The organism is Embleya sp. NPDC001921, from assembly GCF_053594475.1.
In genome coordinates this window covers 284,674-305,218 of the sequence record NZ_JBSFEO010000007.1, presented here as the reverse complement: position 1 = coordinate 305,218, position 20,545 = coordinate 284,674, and the positions used below count along the sequence as shown (strand labels likewise).

18 protein-coding genes are annotated in these 20,545 nt (G+C 72.7%); 13 read left to right on the top strand and 5 right to left on the bottom strand.

Annotation, left to right across the window (positions count from 1 at the left end; genetic code table 11):
- The first annotated feature begins 196 nt into the window (after positions 1–196).
- Together ACWCPW_RS11455 and ACWCPW_RS11450 are read left to right on the top strand one after the other, a co-directional pair.
- On the top strand, positions 197–727 hold the full coding sequence (locus ACWCPW_RS11455; protein WP_449761322.1) for a PH domain-containing protein: 531 nt from the start codon (positions 197–199) through the stop codon (positions 725–727).
- A gap of 57 nt (positions 728–784) precedes the next feature.
- Positions 785–1,876 carry an adenylate/guanylate cyclase domain-containing protein gene (locus ACWCPW_RS11450; RefSeq protein ID WP_449761321.1) on the top strand — a complete coding sequence of 364 codons (1,092 nt, stop codon included), beginning with the start codon at positions 785–787 and terminating at the stop codon, positions 1,874–1,876.
- Between the two features lie 52 nt (positions 1,877–1,928).
- Here ACWCPW_RS11450 and ACWCPW_RS11445 read toward each other — a convergent pair whose 3' ends face one another.
- Complete coding sequence (locus ACWCPW_RS11445) at positions 1,929–2,324, bottom strand: SRPBCC family protein (protein WP_449761320.1); 396 nt, start codon at positions 2,322–2,324, stop codon at positions 1,929–1,931.
- Between the two features lie 379 nt (positions 2,325–2,703).
- On the opposite strand from ACWCPW_RS11445, the gene ACWCPW_RS11440 reads away from it, so the two are divergent.
- Entirely contained in the window at positions 2,704–4,500 is a 1,797-nt protein-coding gene (locus tag ACWCPW_RS11440) for a sensor domain-containing diguanylate cyclase (protein WP_449761319.1), read from the top strand.
- Between the two features lie 225 nt (positions 4,501–4,725).
- Here ACWCPW_RS11440 and fdhD read toward each other — a convergent pair whose 3' ends face one another.
- On the bottom strand, positions 4,726–5,574 hold the full coding sequence (gene fdhD / locus ACWCPW_RS11435) for a formate dehydrogenase accessory sulfurtransferase FdhD (protein WP_449761318.1): 849 nt from the start codon (positions 5,572–5,574) through the stop codon (positions 4,726–4,728).
- A 197-nt stretch (positions 5,575–5,771) separates the two neighbouring features.
- On the opposite strand from fdhD, the gene hutH reads away from it, so the two are divergent.
- Together hutH and ACWCPW_RS11425 are read left to right on the top strand one after the other, a co-directional pair.
- The gene (gene hutH, locus ACWCPW_RS11430; protein ID WP_449761348.1) at positions 5,772–7,307 is read left to right on the top strand and encodes a histidine ammonia-lyase; all 1,536 of its coding nucleotides are present in this window, start codon (positions 5,772–5,774) and stop codon (positions 7,305–7,307) included.
- Between the two features lie 193 nt (positions 7,308–7,500).
- Positions 7,501–8,361, top strand: coding sequence for a MurR/RpiR family transcriptional regulator (locus ACWCPW_RS11425; RefSeq protein ID WP_449761317.1), 861 nt, complete (start codon positions 7,501–7,503; stop codon positions 8,359–8,361).
- A gap of 185 nt (positions 8,362–8,546) precedes the next feature.
- Here the strand turns inward: ACWCPW_RS11425 and ACWCPW_RS11420 are convergent, their stop codons facing one another.
- Entirely contained in the window at positions 8,547–8,834 is a 288-nt protein-coding gene (locus tag ACWCPW_RS11420) for a hypothetical protein (protein ID WP_449761316.1), read from the bottom strand.
- A 207-nt stretch (positions 8,835–9,041) separates the two neighbouring features.
- Between ACWCPW_RS11420 and hutU the strand changes: the two genes are divergently transcribed.
- The 7 genes from hutU (at position 9,042) to ACWCPW_RS11385 (ending at position 17,569) form a co-directional block, all read left to right on the top strand.
- Positions 9,042–10,715, top strand: a complete 1,674-nt coding sequence (hutU, locus tag ACWCPW_RS11415) for a urocanate hydratase (protein WP_402230414.1) — start codon at positions 9,042–9,044, stop codon at positions 10,713–10,715.
- 17 nt (positions 10,716–10,732) lie between these two features.
- On the top strand, positions 10,733–11,920 hold the full coding sequence (locus ACWCPW_RS11410) for an allantoate amidohydrolase (protein WP_449761347.1): 1,188 nt from the start codon (positions 10,733–10,735) through the stop codon (positions 11,918–11,920).
- Positions 11,917–13,254, top strand: a complete 1,338-nt coding sequence (locus tag ACWCPW_RS11405) for a formimidoylglutamate deiminase (protein ID WP_449761315.1) — start codon at positions 11,917–11,919, stop codon at positions 13,252–13,254. Before ACWCPW_RS11410 ends, ACWCPW_RS11405 begins: the two co-directional genes overlap by 4 nt.
- Before the next feature lie 61 nt (positions 13,255–13,315).
- Positions 13,316–14,482: an imidazolonepropionase gene (hutI, locus tag ACWCPW_RS11400; RefSeq protein ID WP_449761314.1), complete on the top strand. Its 1,167-nt coding sequence runs from the start codon at positions 13,316–13,318 to the stop codon at positions 14,480–14,482.
- A gap of 208 nt (positions 14,483–14,690) precedes the next feature.
- Complete coding sequence (locus tag ACWCPW_RS11395) at positions 14,691–15,887, top strand: acyl-CoA dehydrogenase family protein (protein WP_449761313.1); 1,197 nt, start codon at positions 14,691–14,693, stop codon at positions 15,885–15,887.
- A gap of 201 nt (positions 15,888–16,088) precedes the next feature.
- A complete protein-coding gene (locus ACWCPW_RS11390) occupies positions 16,089–16,970 on the top strand; it encodes an alpha/beta fold hydrolase (protein ID WP_449761312.1) in 882 nt (293 codons plus the stop codon).
- Between the two features lie 98 nt (positions 16,971–17,068).
- On the top strand, positions 17,069–17,569 hold the full coding sequence (locus ACWCPW_RS11385; RefSeq protein WP_449761311.1) for a general stress protein: 501 nt from the start codon (positions 17,069–17,071) through the stop codon (positions 17,567–17,569).
- A 94-nt stretch (positions 17,570–17,663) separates the two neighbouring features.
- On the opposite strand, the gene corA is transcribed toward ACWCPW_RS11385, so the two are convergent.
- Positions 17,664–18,740 (bottom strand): magnesium/cobalt transporter CorA, encoded by a 1,077-nt coding sequence (gene corA, locus ACWCPW_RS11380; protein WP_449761310.1) that lies wholly within the window; start codon positions 18,738–18,740, stop codon positions 17,664–17,666.
- 479 nt (positions 18,741–19,219) lie between these two features.
- On the opposite strand from corA, the gene ACWCPW_RS11375 reads away from it, so the two are divergent.
- Positions 19,220–19,828: a suppressor of fused domain protein gene (locus tag ACWCPW_RS11375; protein ID WP_449761309.1), complete on the top strand. Its 609-nt coding sequence runs from the start codon at positions 19,220–19,222 to the stop codon at positions 19,826–19,828.
- A 210-nt stretch (positions 19,829–20,038) separates the two neighbouring features.
- Here the strand turns inward: ACWCPW_RS11375 and ACWCPW_RS11370 are convergent, their stop codons facing one another.
- Positions 20,039–20,467 carry a universal stress protein gene (locus tag ACWCPW_RS11370; RefSeq protein ID WP_449761308.1) on the bottom strand — a complete coding sequence of 143 codons (429 nt, stop codon included), beginning with the start codon at positions 20,465–20,467 and terminating at the stop codon, positions 20,039–20,041.
- Positions 20,468–20,545 lie beyond the last annotated feature (78 nt).

Sequence of the window (20,545 nt, the reverse complement as noted above, 5' to 3'; positions counted from 1 at the left end):
TCGGGCGTCGCGCGTTTACCCTTTCCGGCACGCGCGCCGCGGGGCGGGATCGGCTCCGGCGCCTGCCCGATTTCCGCAGCCTTTCCACCCGGCGTAACGGGTGGGCGGGTGGGCGCGAAACCCGTGCCTTCGGCACGCCTCCCGGCCCCCCGCCCAGGGGACCCGCACAATCGTGGGTGACCCATCAGGAGGCCCGGTGTTCCCAACCACAGCCGAGGTCGACGACGACACGCTCTTCGTCGTGCGTCCGCACTGGATGCACCTCGTCCGCCCCGCCCTCGCCCTGTTCGCCACCGTCGCCGTCACCGGCTTCCTCGCCGCGCTGACCCCGCCGAACGCCGCCGCCGGCTGGATCCAACCCGCCGTGCTCCTGGCCGGCCTCGCGGCGCTGATCCGCTGGAGCGTCCTCCCGTGGCTGGCCTGGCTGGGCACGCTGTACTCGGTCGCCGCGGATCGGCTGACCGTGCGTACCGGCACGCTCACCCGGGAGATCCGGGTGGTTCCGTTCGCGCGGGTGGAGGACGTACTGATCGAGCACGAGTCGTTCGTGGACCGCTTGCTCGGCGCGGGCACCCTCGTGCTGGTGCCGGTCGGCGACCGGGATCAGCTCGAACTGCCCGGTCTGCCGCGCGTGGTGCGGCTGCAGAGCGAGCTGCTCGTGCTCGTGCGGCGGGCCGCCGCCGAGCGCGGGAAGCACGCGGCTGCGCCCGACCCCGAACCTTTGTGACCCCCGACACGTAGTGTGGCTCCGACGAGACCATCCTTCGCACACCGGTGGAGCCACATGCCCGAGGAACGGACCCGCGTGGAGCCCGGCGCGGGCGCCGGGGCCGACGCGGCCGATCAGCACGCCCTGCCCGACCTGTCCGACATCGAGGCGGTCAACAACACCATCGCCGACGTCGAGCAGGTCGTCCTGGGCGCACCCCGGCGATACACCTCGGGCCAGGTCGCCGACCTGGTCGGAGTGCCCCTCGACGAGGCCCGCAGGTTGTGGCGGGGCCTGGGCTTCGCCGACTTCGGCCCGGCCCGCGCGTTCACCGACGCCGACGTCGCGGCCCTCAAGCACCTGCGCGAGTTGACCGAGTCCGGGCTGCTGCCGGCCACGGTCGCGGCGCAGTTCGTGCGCTCGGTCGGCCAGACCATGGCCCGGTTCGCCGAATGGCAGACCGAGGCGTGGGTGGAGTACATCGGCAACGAGCTCACCGGCAGCCGCTCCGAGCAGGTGGTCACCACCGCGGGCGACGTGATGCTCGAGCTCGAACCGCTGGTCATCTACGCCTGGCGGCGACACCTGGCCGCGGCCAGCTCGCGGGCGATGCAGGGCTTGACCGATCCGCAGACGGTGGGCCAGTCACTGGCCGTCGGCTTCGCCGACCTGGTCGGTTTCACCCGGTTGTCGCGCAATCTGGAGGAGGCCGAGCTCGGCCGCCTCGTGCAGACCTTCGAGGACACCGCCGTCGACGTGATCGCCGAGCAGGGCGGGCGGCTGGTCAAGACGCTGGGCGACGAGGTGCTGTTCGTGACCTTCTCGCCGGACTCCGCGGTCGAGCTGGGCCTGCGGCTGGTGGAGGCGATGGCACAGGAGGAGATCCTGCCCGCGCTGCGGGTGGGGATCGCGTACGGCCACGTGCTCTCCCGGATGGGCGACGTGTTCGGCACCACGGTCAACCTGGCCAGCCGGTTGACCGCGCTGAGTCCCAAGGACTCGGTGGTGGTCGACCGCGAACTGGCCGCGGCGCTGGAGGGTGACAACCGCTACGAACTGCACCCGATGTGGCGCCGCCCGGTGCGTGGCCTGGGCCTGGTCGAACCCTGGACGGTCTGCCGGCCGGGAAGCCCGCTGCCCGATCCGCTCGCCCCGGCGGTCGGATGAGGCCCGGATCCGGCCCGGGACGCCCGGCGGCGCCCCGGTGTTCGCGACGCGGTCAGGCGAAGGCCGCCCGCAGGTCGCGCAGCGCCGGCCGCATCACCGCGTGTTCGAGCTCGCGCAGCACCGCGAGTTGTTCGGCCGGCGTGCTCTCGAACCGCACCGACCACACCACCAGGCACATCGTGCCGCCGGCGATCGATTCGAGCGCGAGCCGGCCGAGCAGCGGCAGGCCGTCCAGCGCCCGGTAGGTATAGGTGTGGTGTGCCGCGTCGTGCGAGACCAGTCGTTCGCGCACGGTCGAGCCGTCGGGTCTGCGGACGCGTCGTTCGTTCCCGTCGTGCTCGTCCACCGGCCAGGGGTACCACCCGGACGGGTCCTCGAAGTCTCCTACTGCCTCCCAGATCCGGATGGCCGGTACGTCGATCGCGGCGATGACGGAAAGCGTGGGCACGCGTCGCTCCTTCGGGCTGTGCCCGCGACCGTACTCGTTCGGCCGAGATCGTGGGACCCCTCCACGTTGTCTTCACAACCTCGCGCCCCGATGCGCCCTGCTGCGCTACGGAGCGGACACGGGGCGTTGCGGGCGCGAGGCACAGGAGTAATGTGCGCAGGACGCGAAGCCGGGGTATACAAGCGCTTCGCTCGCACCGGAGCGAGCCCCCGGGCTCACGCGCGGGCGCACGGCGGCCACGTCGGCGCCGGCCGGGGCCCACAACTTGGAACACACGCGAACAGCGACCCGTCGAGGTGGCGGCATGACGCGGGTGCACGTTGCCGTTAATCGGGCAATATATGACATATCCTCTGGTCTCGGTGCTGGTGGATTGGGGGTGAGAACCGTAGCTTCGCGACCCGATTCGAGCGCTCCCGGAACCGAGGGCTCGGGCGGCCTGCCCGACGATCTGCCCGGCATGCCCGGCGACACGTGTCCGGAACCCGTCGCCCTGGTCGAGGGGCCGGACGCGGCCCGCAGGCTGCACGCGATCATCCATCTGGCCAAGACGCTCGCCACCACCCACCACTTCCTCGAGGTGGTCCGGGTGTCCGCGGCCCAGGCCCGGTCGGCGATGGGTGCCGCGCACGCCTCGATCTCGGTCTGGGAGCGGGACACCGGGCGGCTGCGCGTGCTGGTCAACGACGGCGAACTCGCCGAGGGCGAGGAACCGCTGCCGGCCGCGGAGACGTACCCCGTTACCGACTTCCCGGACATCATCGAGTCCGGCTCCTGGCCCACCACGTGGTCGCGCTGCGTGGACGATCCCGAGCACGCGCGCGACCCCGAGCGGGTCGCGGCGATGCTGCGCCGGGGCCGGCACGACTGCATGGTCGCGCCGATCATGGTCGAGGGTCGGGTGTGGGGCGAGCTGTACCTGGCCCGGCGCTCCGACCAGCCGCGGTTCGAGCCGGTGGACGCCGAGTTCGCCGGGGTGCTCGCCGCGCAGATCTCGGCCGGGCTGGCCCAGGCGGAGCACTTCGAGCGGATCGAGAAGCTGGCCTTCACCGACCCGCTGACCGGGCTGGCCAACCGGCGCGCGATCGACGCCCGGCTGGACGAGGCGATGGCCCGGCACTACCGCGACGGTGTCGTGGTCAGCCTGATCGTCTGCGACGTCAACGGTCTCAAGCGGCTCAACGACGAGCGCGGCCACGACGTCGGCGACCGCCTCCTGGAGCGGTTCGCCGACCAGCTCTCCGCGTGCGGCGCGATGTTGCCGGGCGCGATGGCGGCCCGGCTCGGCGGCGACGAGTTCTGCGTGCTCGCCGAGGGCTACCCGCCGGACGACGTGGTCGCGGTCGCCGAGGAACTGTGTCGGCGCGCGCTGCGGATGCACGACGGCGAGGGCGTGGCCTGCGGCGTGGCCTCCACCGGCGACCCGGTGGGCCCGGTGACCAGCGCGGACCGCCTGTTCCGGCTCGCCGACGCGGCGCAGTACCGGGCCAAGGGCTCGCGCTCGACTCGGCCGGTGGTCGCCGGGCGCGGCCAACAGCCCGACCTGACCCTGTCCCTGGCGCGCGAGGCGCAGGACGACGCGGAGACCGAGGGCCCCGGCCCGCACCGCGACCGCCGCCGGTTCCGCGGCGCGCTGCACAACGCCGAACCGGGCCGGCTGCTCGCGGCGGTACTCGCGGTCCTGGACGAGCGGGAGCCCAAGAGCGTGCACCGCGCGGACACGCTGGGCCGGCTGGAAATCGTCGCCGACACCTTCGCGCGGATGCTGGACGGGGTCGCGTGGTGGGTGTCCTACCTGCCGCCGGGCGGCCGGGTGCTGCGCACCGTGCGCTACTCGATCCACCGCCTGACCGGCGTGCAGAGCGAGGCGGGGCAGCGCTACGACGCGGTCACCGCCGAATACGACCTGGCGCACTATCCGGCCACGGCGCACGCGGTGCAGGGCGGCAGCTTCGTCGCCGAACTCGGCGACCCGGGCACCGACCCGGCCGAGGAGGACCTGCTCCTGGTCGGCGGCTACAAGGCGATGGTCGCGGCCGGCGGCAGCAACGCGGCGGGCGGCTGGCTGGTCGAGATCTACGCCGACGACCTGAGCCTGAGCGTCACCGGCCTGGCCCCGGTGCTGCGCGCGCTGGTGGCGGTCGCGCTGACCGGAGGCGCCTCGCTTCCGGAGTGACGGCGAGGACGGGCGCGCGGCTTCCCCGGCTCCCGGGTCTTCCCGGCCCGGCTCCCCGACTTCCGGGCCTTCCCGGCCCCCGGCTTCCGGGCCTTCCCGGCTCCCGGGGCGGCCGCAGGGGCCGGCCCTGTGCCGACGCGGTGACCGCGACCGCCGCAAGGACCCGGCCGGCCGGGCCCGGACCGTCCCGGGATCAGGCGGGCCAGGTCGGGACCGCCCCCGCGATCAGGCCAACGGCAGGGACGAGCGCACCGTGACCCGATCCTGGTGGCTGTACACGTTCGCCGAGCGCCCGCGCAGGAAGCCGACCAGGGTCACCCCCGCGTCCGCGGCCAGGTCGACCGCCAGTCCGGACGGGGCGGACACCGCGGCCATCACCGGCACCCCCGCCATCGCGGCCTTCTGGGTCAGCTCGAACGAGGCCCGCCCGCTGACCATCAGCACGTGGCCGGCCAGGGGCAGCAGGCCCTCGCGCAGCGCCCAGCCGACCACCTTGTCCACCGCGTTGTGCCGACCCACGTCCTCGCGCACGCACACCATGTCGCCGGCCGCGGTGAACAGGCCCGCCGCGTGCAGGCCACCGGTGCTGGCGAACACCTTCTGCGCCGCCCGCAGCCGATCGGGCATCGCGTACAGCACCTCCGCGTCCACCCGAACCGGGTCCGCGCGCACGTCGAAGCGCGACATCCGGCGCAGCCCGTCGATCCCGGTGCTGCCGCAGATCCCGCACGCGCTCGATGTCCACACCCCGCGCATCAGGCCCGGATCCGGGGCGGGCACGTGCGGTGCGAGCACCGCGTCCACCACGTTGTACGTGTTGTGGCCCTCCTCGTCGGTGCCCGCGCAATAGCGCATCGCGGTCAGGTCCCCGGCCGCGCCGATCACGCCCTCGGCCGCCAGGAACCCGGCGACCAGGTCGAAGTCGTCACCCGGGGTGCGCATGGTCACCGTGATCGTGCGCCCACCGATCCGGATGTCCAGCGGCTCCTCGGCGACGAGCGTGTCGGTGCGGGTGACGGCCGGGGCGTCGCCGCCCAGCCGCAGGACCTTGTGGCGAGAGGTGACCCGACCCACTGCACTGCCTTTCCTCGGTCCGCTCCGGGCGGTCGGATCCGCTCCGGACGGCGCACGACCGGTGGCACGGAAACGACGCGAACGTGCCGTACGCCTCCCGGCACGGTAGCCGCCCTGGCGTTGTCGCGATCCATGCACATAATGTTCGAGTGAATAATGATCTGCACAGCGCCCCCGAGACCGCCCCCGCCACCGTCCTGATCGGCGAGGCCGGGATGTCCCCGCAGGACGTCCTCGCGGTCGCCCGCGCCGGCGCGCGCGTCGAACTCGCCGAGAGCGCGATCAAGGCGATGGCCGCCTCGCGCGCGGTCGTCGAGGGCCTCGCCGCGCGCACCGAACCCGTGTACGGGGTGTCCACCGGCTTCGGTGCGCTCGCCGTCCGGCACATCAGCCCCGAACTGCGCACCCGACTCCAGCATTCGCTGGTCCGCTCGCACGCCGCCGGAATGGGCCCCCGGGTCGAGGACGAGGTGGTCCGCGCGCTGATGCTGCTGCGGCTCAAGACGCTGTGCTCGGGACGCACCGGGGTGCGGCCGATCGTCGCACGGACCATGGCCGGACTGCTCAACGCGGGCATCACGCCGGTGGTCCGCGAATTCGGCTCGCTCGGGTGCAGCGGCGACCTGGCGCCGCTGGCGCACTGCGCGCTCGTGCTCACCGGCGAGGGCGAGGCGGCCGGCCCCGACGGCGTGGTGCGACCCGCCGCGGAACTGCTCGCCGCCGCCGGGCTGGAGCCGATCGAGCTCAAGGAGAAGGAGGGCCTGGCGCTGATCAACGGCACCGACGGCATGCTCGGCATGTTGTTGATGGCCGGGGCCGACCTCGCCCGCCTGTTCACCACCGCCGACATCACCGCCGCGATGACGATGGAAGCGCTCCTGGGCACCTCCCGCGTGCTCGACCCGGCGCTGCACGCCATCCGCCCACACCCGGGCCAGGCGGCCAGCGCGGCGAACATGCTGCGGGTGCTGGAGGGTTCGGCGCTGACCGGGCACCACCAGGACGCCGCGCCGCGCGTCCAGGACGCCTACTCGGTGCGCTGCGCGCCGCAGGTCGCGGGCGCCGGCCGGGACACCCTCGCGCACGCGCTGCTGGTGGCCGACCGCGAACTCGCCTCCGCCGTGGACAACCCGGTGATCCTGGAGGACGGCCGGATCGAGTCCAACGGCAACTTCCACGGCGCACCGGTCGGCTACGTACTCGACTTCCTCGCCGTCGCGGTGGCCGACCTCGGCTCGATCGCCGAGCGCCGCACCGACCGACTGCTCGACCCCTCCCGCTCGCACGGCCTGCCCGCGTTCCTCGCCGACGACCCCGGCGTCGACTCCGGCCTGATGATCGCCCAGTACACCCAGGCCGCGCTGGTCTCCGAGTGCAAGCGCCTGGCGATGCCCGCGTCGGCCGACTCGATCCCCAGCTCGGCGATGCAGGAGGACCACGTCTCGATGGGCTGGAGCGCGGCCCGCAAGCTGCGCCGCGCGATCGACAACCTCAACCGCATCCTGGCCATCGAGCTCACCACCGCCGCCCGCGCCTTGGACATGCGGGTCGCCGCCGGCCTCGGCGCGCCCGCGCCCGCCACCGCCGCGGTGATCGCCGCGCTGCGCGCGAGCGGCGCCGAGGGGGTGGGCCCGGACCGCTTCCTGGCCCCCGACCTGGAGGCCGCCGACGCCTTCGTCCGGGCCGGCAAGGTGATCGAGGCCGCCGGTTCGGCGACCGGTGAGCTGAACTGACCCCCGCGCGCCGAACCGAGCCCGAGCGCGCCGATCCGACCTCGAGCCGGATCGGGCAGGATTGCCTGGCGCGGACCGCCGCCACCCGCGGCGGTCCGCGCCTTCCCGCAGCGTCCGCAGCCAGGCCCGCCGCACCCGGTGGGCGTGCCCGAGCGACGCGCCGGCAACGGCGACGCCCCAGCAACGAGGAGACATGTCGGTGGCCGACGACGACGCGAGCCCTTCAGCCCGCCTGCTCGCCCTCTTCGAGCGTCACCGGCTCACCCCCACCCAGCGTCGGATCGCCCACTGCCTGGTCCGGCACGCGGGCGAGGCGGTGTTCCTCTCCAGCGTCGAGGTGGCCCAACTCGCCGGGGTCAGCCAGCCCTCGGTGACCCGGTTCGCGGTCGCGCTCGGCTTCGACGGCTACCCGGCACTGCGCCGTCACCTGCGCGAACTCGGGCTGCCGACCACGCCCGAGTCCTCCGCCGAGGTGGACCGCAACGAGTACGTCGGCGCCGTGCACGCCGAGATCGCCAACCTGACCCGGCTCGCCGAACAGCTCGCCGACCCGGGCCCGATCGCCCGCGCCGCCGCGCTGCTCGCGCCCTCGCGCCCGCTGGTGGTGCTGGGCCTGCGTACCGGGATGGCGCCGGCGCGCGGCTTCGGCTATTTCGCGGCCAAGGTGCTGCCCGAGGTGCGGGTGCTGGACGAGGGCGGCTCGCTCCTGGTGGACCGGCTCGACCAGGCCCGCGCGGCGGGCGCCACCGGCCTGCTGTGCTTCGCGCTGCCGCGCTATCCGCGGGAGTTGGGCGAGGGCCTGCGGGTCGCGCGCGACCTGGGCCTGCGGATCGTCACCGTCACCGACAGCCCGTTCGCGCCGGCGGCGGCGCTGTCCGACGCGGTGCTGATCGCGGGCGTCGGCTCGCAGTTGGTCTTCGACTCGTACGGGGCGCCGATCCTGATGGGGCAGATCCTGCTCCAGGCGATGTGCGACATCGAGCCCGCGCGGGCGCAGGCTCGACTGGAGGAGTTCGAGAAGCAGGCCGGGGAGCGCGGGCTGTTCGACGTGTGAGCCTCGCGGCGGCGGCCGGGCCTGCGGCCGGCTTGTCCTCAAACGCCGGACGGGCTGATTGCGCCGTGACCGGGTGCGGTGCTGTGGTCGGGTGTCGCGCGGCGTCGGGTGAGCTCACACGCCGGACGGGCTGATTTTGCCGTGGTGCGGTGCCGGGGTCGGGTGTCGCGCGGCGTCGGGTGAGCTCACACGCCGGACGCGCTGTTGTGGCCGCGGTGCGCCGGCATGATCGAGATGGCGCCGAGCATGGCCAGTACGCCCACGAGCGCCGCGCCGCCGGCGATCAGCGCGGTGTCCGCGTAGCGCGGGATGCTGAGCAGGAAGCCGCCGGTACACAGCAGCGCGCCGATCATCACCACCAGGGCCACCACGCCCGGTTCGCGCCCTCGACCGCGCACCAACATCACCAGGCCCGCGAACGCGACGAACGCGCCCAGTGCGGTGATCGCCCAGAGCACCTCCTGCAGATCCATGCCGCCCGGCTACCCGGCGCCGGTCCGCGCCGACCACCGATCGCGTGAAATGGCACCGAATGGGTCAAGACCCTCGATGTCGCGCTGCCCACACCACCCCTTCGGCCGGCTCTCTTGGCGACGCCTTGCAGAACAGATAGATTCACTCTTGAAGGTACTGAATGTTTTCATACAGAAAACGTGCACGGAGACAGAAGGGGCGCCGCCATGTCGGACCACACCGCAGGACCGCGCGAGGTTCGCGCACCACGCGGCAGCACGCTCACCACCCGCGGCTGGCAGCAGGAGGGCGCCCTGCGGATGTTGCTGAACAACCTCGACCCCGAGGTCGCCGAGCACCCCGACAAGCTGGTCGTCTACGGCGGCACCGGCAAGGCCGCGCGCGACTGGCGCTCCTTCGAGGCGATCACCCGCACGCTGACCACGCTGAAGCAGGACGAGACGCTGCTCGTGCAGTCCGGCCGCCCGGTCGGCGTGATGCAGACCCACGAGTGGGCCCCGCGCGTGCTGATCGCCAACTCCAACCTGGTGCCCGACTGGGCCAACTGGGAGGAGTTTCGCCGGCTGGAGTCGGCCGGACTGACCATGTACGGCCAGATGACCGCCGGCTCGTGGATCTACATCGGCACCCAGGGCATCCTCCAGGGCACCTACGAGACGTTCGCCGCGGTCGCGGCCAAGCGCTTCGGCGGCACCCTCGAGGGCACCATCACGCTGACCGCCGGCCTCGGCGGCATGGGCGGCGCGCAGCCGCTGGCGGTGACCATGAACGGCGGCGTGGTCATCTGTATCGACTGCGACCCCTCGCGGATCGACCGCCGGATCGAGCACGGCTACTGCGACACCCGGGTCGAGACGCTGGACGCCGCGCTGCAACTCGCGGTCGAGGCCCGCGACGCCCGCCGGCCGCTGTCCATCGGCCTGCTGGGCAACGCCGCCGAACTGGTCCCGCAGCTTCTCGCGATGGACGCCCCGATCGACATCGTCACCGACCAGACCTCGGCCCACGACCCGCTCGCCTACCTGCCGGTCGGCGTCGCGTTCGAGGACATGGCCGAGTACGCGCGGACCAAGCCCGCCGAGTTCACCGACCGCGCACGCGAGTCGATGGCCCGCCACGTCGAGGCGATGGTCGGCTTCCAGGACAAGGGCGCCGAGGTCTTCGACTACGGCAACTCGATCCGCGGCGAGGCGCAACTGGCGGGCTACACCCGCGCGTTCGACTTCCCCGGCTTCGTCCCCGCGTACATCCGGCCGCTCTTCTGCGAGGGCAAGGGCCCGTTCCGCTGGGCCGCGCTCTCCGGCGACGCGCGCGACATCGCCAAGACCGACAAGGCCGTGCTCGACCTGTTCCCGGAGAACGAGTCGCTGGCCCGCTGGATCAAGCTCGCCCAGGAGAAGGTGCACTTCCAGGGCCTGCCCGCGCGGATCTGCTGGCTGGGCTACGGCGAGCGGGACAAGGCCGGCGAGCGGTTCAACGACATGGTCGCCTCGGGCGAGTTGGCCGCGCCGATCGTGATCGGCCGCGACCACCTGGACTGCGGCTCGGTGGCCAGCCCGTACCGGGAGACCGAGGGCATGCTCGACGGCTCCGACGCGATCGCCGACTGGCCGTTGCTGAACGCGATGGTCAACGTGGCCTCCGGCGCCTCGTGGGTGTCCATCCACCACGGCGGCGGGGTCGGCATCGGCCGCTCGATCCACGCCGGCCAGGTCACCGTCGCGGACGGCACGCCGCTCGCGGGCGAGAAGATCCGCCGGGTGCTCACCAACGACCCCGGCATGGGCGTGATCCGGCACGTGGACGCCGGCTACGACCACGCCGTCGACGTCGCCGACGAGCGCGGCGTGCGGGTGCCGATGCGGGAAGGCGACGCGTGAGCACCGGCTTCGAGGCGATGTGGCGCGACCTGCTTCCGGTGGGTCGCGCCACGACCGGCGGCTACCGCCGGTACGCGTGGACCGACGCGGACAGCGAGTGCCGCGCCTGGTTCCGCGAACAGGCCCGGAGTCGGGACCTGATCTACGAGGAGGACCGCAACGGCAACCAGTGGGCGTGGACCGCGCCCGGCGCCGACGCGATCGTGATCGGCAGCCACCTGGACTCGGTGCCGGACGGCGGCGCCTACGACGGACCGCTCGGCGTGGTCTCCTCGTTCGCCGCGCTCGACCTGCTGCGCGAGCGCGGCGCCGACCCGGCGCGGCCACTGGGGATCGTCAACTTCGCCGACGAGGAGGGCGCCCGGTTCAACGTCGCGTGTGTCGGATCCCGGTTGTCCGCCGGGGTGCTGACGCCGGATCAGGCACGCGCGCTGAAGGACGCCGACGGCGTCTTCCTGGGCGACGCGATGGAACGCGCCGGCGTCGACCCGGCCGGGATCGGCGCCGACCCGGAGCAGCTGGGCCGCATCCGCGCGTTCGTCGAACTGCACGTCGAGCAGGGCCGCGACCTGGTGCACCGCGACCGCGCGGTGGGCGTGGCCTCGGCGATCTGGCCGCACGGCCGCTGGCGGTTCGACTTCCGGGGCGAGGCCAACCACGCGGGCACCACCCGCCTGGAGGACCGGCACGACCCGATGCTGACCTACGCCAACACCGTGCTCACGGCCCGCAAGAAGGCCCACCTCGCCGGTGCGCTGGCCACCTTCGGCAAGGTCGACGCGCGGCCCGGCGCGGCCAACGCGATCGCCTCCGAGGTGCGCGGCTGGCTCGACTCGCGGGCCGCCGACGAGCACACGCTGGACGACCTGGTCGCGGAGATCATCCGCACCGCCACCGAGCGCGGCGACCGCGACGGGGTCGGCGTACAGGTCACCCGCGAGTCGTTCACGCCGGTCGTCGAGTTCGAGGGCACGCTGCGCGACCGGATCGCCAAGCACCTCGGCGGTGCGCCGATCCTGCCCACCGGCGCCGGACACGACGCGGGCATCCTGTCCGCGCGCGTGCCCACCGCGATGTTGTTCGTCCGCAACCCGACCGGCGTGTCGCACTCGCCGGCGGAGAGCGCCGAGATGGTGGACTGCCTCACGGGCGTCACGGCGCTCGCCGACGTGGTGACCGACCTGATCAGCGAGGACCTCGGGTGAGCGAGTACTGGTGTGAACTGGTGCGGACCCGCACCGGGATCGAACGCGACGTGCTGCTCGTGGTCGAGGACGGCCGGATCGCGTCGGTCACCCCCGACCGCCCGGCGCCGGGCGGCGCCTCGGTGCTGCCCGGGCTGACCCTCCCGGGCCTGGCCAACGCCCACTCGCACGCCTTCCACCGGGCGCTGCGCGGACGCACCCAGACCGGCACCGGCACCTTCTGGACCTGGCGCGACCAGATGTACCAGGCGGCCGGGCGGCTGGACCCGGACAGCTACCTCGCGCTCGCGCGCGCGGTGTACGCGGAGATGGCGCTCGCCGGGATCACCTCCGTCGGCGAGTTCCACTACCTGCACCACGGTCCGGACGGCACGCCGTACGAGGACCCCAACGCGATGGGCCACGCGCTGATCGAGGCGGCCCGCCAGGCCGGCGTCCGGATCACCCTGCTGGACACCTGCTACCTGCACGGCGGCCTCACCGCCGACGGCTACCGGCCGCTGGAAGGTGTGCAGCGCCGATTCGGCGACGGCAGCTCGGACGCGTGGTACGAGCGCTGGGGCGCGCTGCGCGGCGACGACAACACCCGGATCGGCGCGGCCGTCCACTCGGTCCGGGCGTTCGACACCAAGGACGGCTACGCGACCTGGGCCGCCCGTACCGAGGGTGTCCCGGTGCACGTGCACCTGTCCGAGCAGCCCGCCGAGAACGCGGCGTGCGTCGCGCACCACGGGCTCACCCCCACCGGGCTGCTGGAGGCGCACGGCTTCTGGAGCGCGAACGCGACGGCGGTGCACGCGACCCACCTCACCGACGCCGACATCGCCGCGCTGGCCCGGGCCGGGGCCGGCGTGTGCTTCTGCCCGACCACCGAACGCGACCTCGCCGACGGCATCGGCCCGGCCGGCGAGCTGGCCCGGGCCGGTGTGCCGCTGTCCCTGGGCAGCGACAGCCAGGCGGTGATCGACCTGTTCGAGGAGGCCCGCGCGGTCGAACTCGACGAGCGGCTGCGCACCGGCCGGCGCGGCCACTTCACCTCCGCCGCGCTGCTCGCGTACGCCACCGCCGGCGGCCACCGCGCGCTCGGTTGGCCGGACGCCGGCCGGATCGAACCGGGCGCCCTCGCCGACCTGACCACGATCGGCCTGGACTCGGTCCGACTGGCCGGCACCGTCCCGCGGCTGGCCACCGAGGCGGCGGTGTTCGCGGCCACCGCGAGCGACGTCACGCACGTCATGGTCGGCGGACGCATCATCGTCCGCGACGGCGTGCACCAACTCGTGGACGCGGTGCCGCAGGCGTTGGGCACGGCCGTCCACGGCCTGTTCGGCTGATCCGCGGCCGTTCCGCCCCGGAGCGGCCGATCCCCCTCGAACCGGAAGGGACCACTCGCGCGTGGCCACCACCCTGATCACCAACATCGGCTCGCTGGTCACCAACGACCCCGACCTCGGCACCGGCCCGCTCGGCCTGATCGAGGACGCGGCTCTCGTGCTCGACGGCGACCGGGTCGCGTGGGTGGGGGCCGCCGCGGGTGCCCCGGACGCCGACACCCGCCACGACGCCGAGAATCGCGCGGTGCACCCCGGCTTCGTCGACTCGCACGCGCACCTGGTGTTCGCGGGCGACCGCACCGCCGAGTTCGACGCGCGGATGTCCGGACAGGCCTACCGGGCCGGCGGCATCCGCACCACGGTCGCCGCGACCCGCGCCGCGAGCGACGAGCAGCTCGCCGCGAACGCCGCGCGGCTGATCGAGGAGGCGGCCCGCCAGGGCACCACCACGATCGAGATCAAGTCCGGCTACGGCCTCACCGTCGCGGACGAGGAACGCGCGCTGCGGATCGCGTCCGCGTTCACCCCCGAGACCACCTACCTGGGCGCGCACATCGTCGCGCCGGAGTACGCGGACGACGTGGCCGGCTACGTCGACCTGGTCACCGGTCCGATGCTCGACGCGTGCGCCCCGCACGCCCGCTGGGTGGACGTGTTCTGCGAGCGCGGCGCGTTCGACGGCGACCAGGCCCGGGCGATCCTGAAGGCCGGCGCCGCCCGGGGCCTGATCCCGCGCGTGCACGCCAACCAACTCGGACACGGACCCGGGGTACGGCTCGCGGTCGAACTCGGCGCGGCCTCGGCCGACCACTGCACCCACCTCACCGACGCCGACGTGGACGCGCTGGCCGCCGGCGACACGGTCGCCACGCTGCTCCCGGGGGCCGAATTCTCCACTCGCGCGGTCTACCCCGACGCCCGCCGGCTGTTCGCCGCCGGCGTCGACGTCGCGCTGTCCACCGACTGCAACCCCGGATCGAGCTACACCACGTCGATGCCGTTCTGCGTCGCGCTCGCGGTCCGCGACATGGGCATGACGCCGGACCAGGCGCTGTACGCGGCGACCGCCGGCGGCGCCCGCGCGCTGCGCCGCGAGGACGTGGGTGTACTGCGTGTGGGCGCGCGCGCCGACGTGGTCGAACTCGACGCGCCCTCGCACGTACACCTGGCCTACCGCCCCGGGGTGCCGCTGGTGCGCGGGGTGTGGCGCGCCGGAGTGCGGGTCTGACCGGGGGTAATCGTCGGGGCACGGGCGGGTGTACTCCCCGGGGCGCGCGTCCGACAGACCGTTCGAAATCGACGTGCCCGCGTTACGGACCCCCTCTGTCGCGACCCGCCGCGCTCGTGGATACTCCCCGGTAACTCTCTCAACCAGAAGCGTGGCCGGGACCCCGGTGGTGGGGCCCGGACATGCGCAGACGGAAGGAGCGCCGCCCATGGGCCGCCTCGCACAGACCGACGGACTCACCGATGTCCAGCGGGAGATCCTCGCCACCGTGCGCACCTTCGTGGACAAGGAGATCATTCCGGTCGCCACGGAGCTGGAGCACAGGGACGAGTATCCGGCGGAGATCGTCGAGGGCATGAAGGCCATGGGCCTGTTCGGCCTGATGATCCCGGAGGAGTACGGCGGCCTCGGCGAGTCGCTGCTTACCTACGCGCTCGTGGTCGAGGAGATCGCGCGCGGCTGGATGAGCGTGTCCGGCATCATCAACACGCACTTCATCGTCGCGTACATGATCAAGCAGCACGGCACCGACGAGCAGAAGGCGTACTACCTGCCGAAGATGGCCGAGGGCGAGATCCGCGGCGCGTTCTCGATGTCCGAGCCGCACTGCGGGTCGGACGTCTCGGCGATCCGCACCAAGGCGGTGCCGGACGGCGAGTTCTACGTGCTCAACGGCCAGAAGATGTGGCTCACCAACGGCGGCAGCGCCAACCTGGTCGCGGTGCTCACCAAGACCGAGCTGGGCGAGGAGTCGGTCTACCGGAACATGACCACGTTCCTGATCGACAAGGAGTCCGGCTTCGGCGAGACCCGGCCGGGCCTGACCATCCCCGGCAAGATCGACAAGATGGGCTACAAGGGCGTCGACACCACCGAGATGGTGCTCGACAACTGTCGGGTGCCGGCCGACCGGATCCTGGGCGGGGTGCCCGGCAAGGGTTTCTACCAGATGATGGACGGCGTCGAGGTGGGTCGGGTGAACGTGGCCGCGCGCGGCTGCGGCGTCGCACACCGCGCGTTCGAGCTGGGCATCCGGTACGCGCAGCAGCGGGAGACCTTCGGCAAGCCGCTGACCGGCCACCAGGCGATCCAGTTCAAGCTCGCCGAGATGGCGACCAAGGTCGAGGCCGCGCACGCGATGATGGTCAACGCGGCACGCAAGAAGGACGCGGGCGAGCGCAACGACCTCGAGGCGGGGATGGCCAAGTACCTGGCCTCCGAGTACTGCAAGGAGGTCGTCGAGGACGCGTTCCGGATCCACGGCGGGTACGGGTTCTCGAAGGAGTTCGAAATCGAACGCCTGTACAGGGAGGCGCCGATGTTGCTGATCGGCGAGGGCACGGCCGAGATCCAGAAGATGATCATCGGCCGGCGCCTGCTGGAGGACTACAAGCTCAAGGGCTGAGGCCCCGGGTCGTCGCAGCCCGTCCGCGCATCCTCGGGGCGGGCCGCGACGCGTGCCCGGTCGACGACACGAACGCCTCATGCGACCAACCGGGTCCGGTATCGGCTCGGTCGGCGTAGTGGTCGCGTCGTTGCGGGGCGAGGGTCGGGTGGCGATCGATGATGGCGAAACGTGTAACCGCCAGTGATCGGGGAGCCCACCATGGCCGCGAGACGCCCGGTACCGGTACCGCCCGGCACATTCGTCCGGATCGACGGGACCGCCGTGCACGTGGTGCGCGAGGGCACCGGACCGGTGGTGATCGCCACCAGCGGGCTCGGCGGCGCGTGGTTCGACTGGGATCCGGTGGCGCCGCTGCTCACCGCCGACTGCACGGTGGTGCGGTTCGACCGGCCGGGTTTGGGCTACTCCGAGCCGGACCCGCGACCGCCCACCCTGGTGGGCGAGGCGGAGCGGATCGCCGCGCTGGCCGACGCGCTCGCGCTGCCCGGCCCGTACGTCCTGCTCGCCCACTCGCTCGGCGCGTTCCACGTCGAGGGCTTCGCGCGGCTGTATCCCGAGCGCACCGCCGGACTCGTGCTGGTGGACCCGAGCAACGAGGACAAGCCCAGGTCCCGACCCGCCCGCCGAGCCCGGGTGCGGGCCGCGCGGATGGCCGGGGGAGCGATGCGGGTCAGTGGGCTGGCCCGGGCGATCGGCCCCGCCGCGCGCAGGTCGATCCTGTTCACCCAGTCACGCCGGCATCGTGACGTGGCGGACGCGCGCTGGGTGCGCGGCTCGTACGGATCCGGCCGGTTCTTCGCGACCGCGCTGACCGAGAACGCCACCTACTTCGACGTCGCCGCCGAACTCGCCGACCTGCGCCGGGTCGCGCCGCTGCCGGCCGTGCCGCTGCGGGTGCTGGCCGCCGCCGGCGGCTACGAGAGCCTGGCCGCGCGGGCCCGCTGGGTGCGCGCGCTGCGCACGCTGGCGAACCTGTCCCCGCGCGGGCGCTGTGATGTGCTGGACGACTCCGCGCACTTCGTGATGCTGGACCGCCCGGACGCGGTCGCCGACGCGGTGCGCGAGGTGCTGTCGGATTGATCGGCTTCCGTCGGATTGGTCACGTGTTGTGACCAATTTCGCTGGGTACACGCATCGGGTCGAACAACCACCCGGCATCGATGCGAGGCGGCACACCCATGTTCGGTCAGCAGAACCTCCCCCCGGGCGCCGGCGCGCCCGGCCCCGACCTCGCCAACACCGGCCAGGTGATCGCGTCGTACACGAACTACGCGGGTGCCCAGCGTGCGGTCGACTACCTGTCCGACAACGAGTTCCCGGTGGAGAACACCGCGATCGTCGGCGCCGACCTGCGGATGGTCGAGAACGTGCTCGGTCGACTCACGGCGGGCAAGGCGGCGGCGTCGGGCGCGGCCAGCGGCGCGTGGTTCGGTCTGATGATCGGACTGTTCCTGGGCATCTTCGCGGTCCGCGCGCACGGTTGGCTCTGGCTGGTGCTGATGGGCCTGGTCTGGGGCATCGCGGCGGGCGCGCTGTTCGGTTGGCTGGGCTACAAGGCACTGGGCGGGCGCCGGGACTTCGTCTCCACGAGCCAGATCGTCGCCTCCCGCTACGACGTCATGGTGCGCCCGGACCTGGCCGAGCGGGCCCGCAATCTGGTGGGCCGGCTCGACCTGTAGGGCGCGTCCGTCCGGGTGGCGACCGCGGGCCCGCGCGCGGCCGTCGCATCCGCGCGCGGCCGGTGTACGTGCGCGGTCGGCGCGAACGCGCGCGTCACAACCATCCGTTGCGCCGGAACCCCCGGTGCATGAGCGTGCACACGACGACGATCACCGACAGCGTCATCGGGTAGCCGTACCGCCACTTCAGTTCCGGCATGTGCTCGAAGTTCATGCCGTACACGCCGGCCAGCATCGTGGGCACCGCGAAGATCGCCACCCACGCGGAGATCTTGCGCATGTCCTCGTTCTGCGCGACGGTCACCTGCGCGAGATTGGCCTGCAGGATCGAGGTCAGCAGTTCGTCGAACGAGGCCACCTGCTCGCCGACGCGGGACAGGTGGTCCTCGACGTCGCGGAAGTACTCGCGGATGTCCGGGTGCACCTGGCGCATCGGCCGCTCGGCCAGCGCGTGCAGCGGGCGGGCCAGCGGTGCGACGGCGCGCTTGAGTTCGAGCAGTTCGCGCTTGAGCTGGTAGATCCGACCCGCGTCGCCCGCGCCACCGCCGCCGAACACGTCGTTCTCGACCTGGTCGATGTCGTCCTGGATGAGCTGGGCGACGTCGAGGTAGGTGTCCACCACCCGGTCGGCGACTGCGTGCAGCACCGCCGAGGGCCCGGCGGCGAGCAGTTCGCCGCCGTCCTCCAGCCGACAGCGCAGGTCGGCGAGCGCGCCGTGCCGGCCGTGCCGCACGGTGACCACGAAGTCGTTGCCGAGGAAGACCATGATCTCGCCGGTCTCGACGATCTCGCTGGTCGCGGAGAGCTGCTCGTGCTCGACGTAGGTGACCGTCTTGAACACCGCGAACAGCGTGTCGTCGTAGCGCTCCAGCTTGGGCCGCTGGTGCGCGTGCACGGCGTCCTCCACGGCGAGCGGGTGCAGCCCGAACCGCTCGGCGATACCGGACAGTTCGAGGGCGCTGGGCTCGTGCAGGCCGATCCAGACGAAGCCGCCGCCGGCGCGTACCTCGTGGATCGCCGAATCGGGATTCGCGTACCCGTCCAGGCGCCGGCCGTCGCGGTACACGGCGCAATCCACCACACAGTTCCCGGTCGCCACGGGGGTGGTGGACGGCAGCGGGGTGCGGCGGTACGGGCGGACTGCGGCGCGGAGGTCGCGGATCATCGACATGACGGGTCTCCTGCACTGACCGGCACGCGCCGACGCCGCCACGCCGCGACGGCAGGCCGCGGGGAGCGTCGACACGGGCAAGCGGAACGAATCACCGAAAGAACGGCAAAAGATCCTGACGCCCCGTCACGGAGGAAATTCGGAGATCGGGTACCGGGCCGCGATGCGGTGGCCGGGACTCGGCGAAAGTCTCGGAAACCCTCAGAAAGGGCGGGGCGTGCGACTGGATCGGGGAAGATCGGGTGAGCCGCCGGTACTGCACGGTGTGCTGGTATGCACCACGATCACCTCCCACGGCCGGTCCCCGCTGGGGGAAAGCCTTCGCTCGTCGACCGGGTGGGTCGGGGCGAGGGCGAGTCCGTCATCCGATGGCGCGCGAGGATGTCCACATCCTCGGGCCGACTACGTAGAGTACACCAGGGCGCCGGCTGCAATGGCCGGTATGCGAAGGGCTCCTGACGGCGAATTAGCATGCGGGGATGTTCGACTTCACGCCGGGACCCGAGCCGGTCGACCCCACCCCGCAGGTCGAGGCGCATCTGACGGCCGCGTTCGGCGACCCGACCGGCCGGGCCGGCGTCACCTTCGTCGGGGCGGATCGCATCGAGGTGCTGCGCTTCGGTCCCGACGCGGGCGGCGTGGTCCGGTACGCGACGCTGGGCATGTCCCGGGCCCCGATGGCCGATCCGGCGGCGATGCTGGCCGATCCGGTCGCGGGTCCGCGGGCCGAGTTGGTGCTGTCGGTGCGCGGCGGGCGCGACTCGGTGTTGCGGCCGCTGGCCGTGCTGGGCGCGACCCCGCAGGTGGAGGGTCTGGTGATCGCGCCCGGCGCCTCGCTCGACCTGGGCGGCCCGCTGTGGGACGGCGCCGGCTTCCACGCGGTGCTGGTGGCCGAACCCGGCGGCCTGCTGGCCGACCTGTCGCTGCCCGAACCCGCCGACCCGGTCCGCTTCTTCCCGTTGTTGCCGATGACTCCGGCCGAGGCCGCCTGGAAGCGGGTCCAGGGGGCGGAGGCGCTCCAGGAGAAATGGCTGCGCGCGGGCACGGACCTGCGTGATCCGAACCGCCGGGCGGTGCCGCTGGGTTGAGGGGCGGGTTGGCGCGCTCGGGTGGGTTCGGGGTGTGCGCTCGGGCCGCCGGTCCCGGGCCTCCGTGTCGGGAGATCCGGGGCCGGCGGCCTTTGGGGTGTGGGTGCGCCTTCGGGCGCGCTTTTTCGGCTGCGCTTTTCAGGTGCGCCCTTCGCTTGCGCTTTTCGGGTGCGCGTGCGCCTTTCGCGTGCGCTTTTCGCGTGCGGTGGATTACGGGATCAGCAGGACCGGGCACACCGAGCGGTGGGCGACCGTGTCGCTGACACTGCCGAGGAACAGGCTCGCCACGCCGCCGTGTCGGCGGGCGCCGAGCACGAGCAGGTCGGCGTCGAAGGCGCGGGCCTGGTCCAGGACCGCGTTGGGCACGTCGCCGCGCACGGTTTCCTCGGTCCAGCCCTCGACGTTGGTCACGCCGGCCGCCTTGAGCGTGTCGACGGCGGAGATGACCACCTTGACCGCCGCGTCGGCGGTCTCGTCCTCGACGACGCCGCCCACTCCGCCGCCGTCCACCACGTCCAGGGTCTGTACGTGCAGGACGCGGACGGCGGCGCCGCCGGCGGTCGCCAGTCGAGCGGTGTGCGCCAGGACTTCGTCGGCCTCGGGCGTGGAGTCCACCGCGACCAGGATCCGCCCGTACATGTCGTGCACTTCCTTTTCCGCAGGTTTTATGGATATCGAACTATTTGTACTCGCTCGGCCGAGTCGGGCTGCGGCCGG

Excerpts from the sequence above, each read along its gene's own strand:
- corA (WP_449761310.1), bottom strand. The coding sequence starts at position 18,740 with ATGTCGATGATCCGCGACCTCCGCGCCGCAGTCCGCCCGTACCGCCGC.
- ACWCPW_RS11420 (WP_449761316.1), bottom strand. The coding sequence starts at position 8,834 with ATGGATCTGCAGGAGGTGCTCTGGGCGATCACCGCACTGGGCGCGTTC.
- ACWCPW_RS11410 (WP_449761347.1), top strand. The coding sequence starts at position 10,733 with ATGTGGCGCGACCTGCTTCCGGTGGGTCGCGCCACGACCGGCGGCTAC.
- ACWCPW_RS11425 (WP_449761317.1), top strand. The coding sequence starts at position 7,501 with ATGTCGGTGGCCGACGACGACGCGAGCCCTTCAGCCCGCCTGCTCGCC.
- ACWCPW_RS11385 (WP_449761311.1), top strand. The coding sequence starts at position 17,069 with ATGTTCGGTCAGCAGAACCTCCCCCCGGGCGCCGGCGCGCCCGGCCCC.
- ACWCPW_RS11390 (WP_449761312.1), top strand. The coding sequence starts at position 16,089 with ATGGCCGCGAGACGCCCGGTACCGGTACCGCCCGGCACATTCGTCCGG.
- ACWCPW_RS11450 (WP_449761321.1), top strand. The coding sequence starts at position 785 with ATGCCCGAGGAACGGACCCGCGTGGAGCCCGGCGCGGGCGCCGGGGCC.
- ACWCPW_RS11375 (WP_449761309.1), top strand. The coding sequence starts at position 19,220 with ATGTTCGACTTCACGCCGGGACCCGAGCCGGTCGACCCCACCCCGCAG.
- ACWCPW_RS11395 (WP_449761313.1), top strand. The coding sequence starts at position 14,691 with ATGGGCCGCCTCGCACAGACCGACGGACTCACCGATGTCCAGCGGGAG.
- hutU (WP_402230414.1), top strand. The coding sequence starts at position 9,042 with ATGTCGGACCACACCGCAGGACCGCGCGAGGTTCGCGCACCACGCGGC.
- ACWCPW_RS11370 (WP_449761308.1), bottom strand. The coding sequence starts at position 20,467 with ATGTACGGGCGGATCCTGGTCGCGGTGGACTCCACGCCCGAGGCCGAC.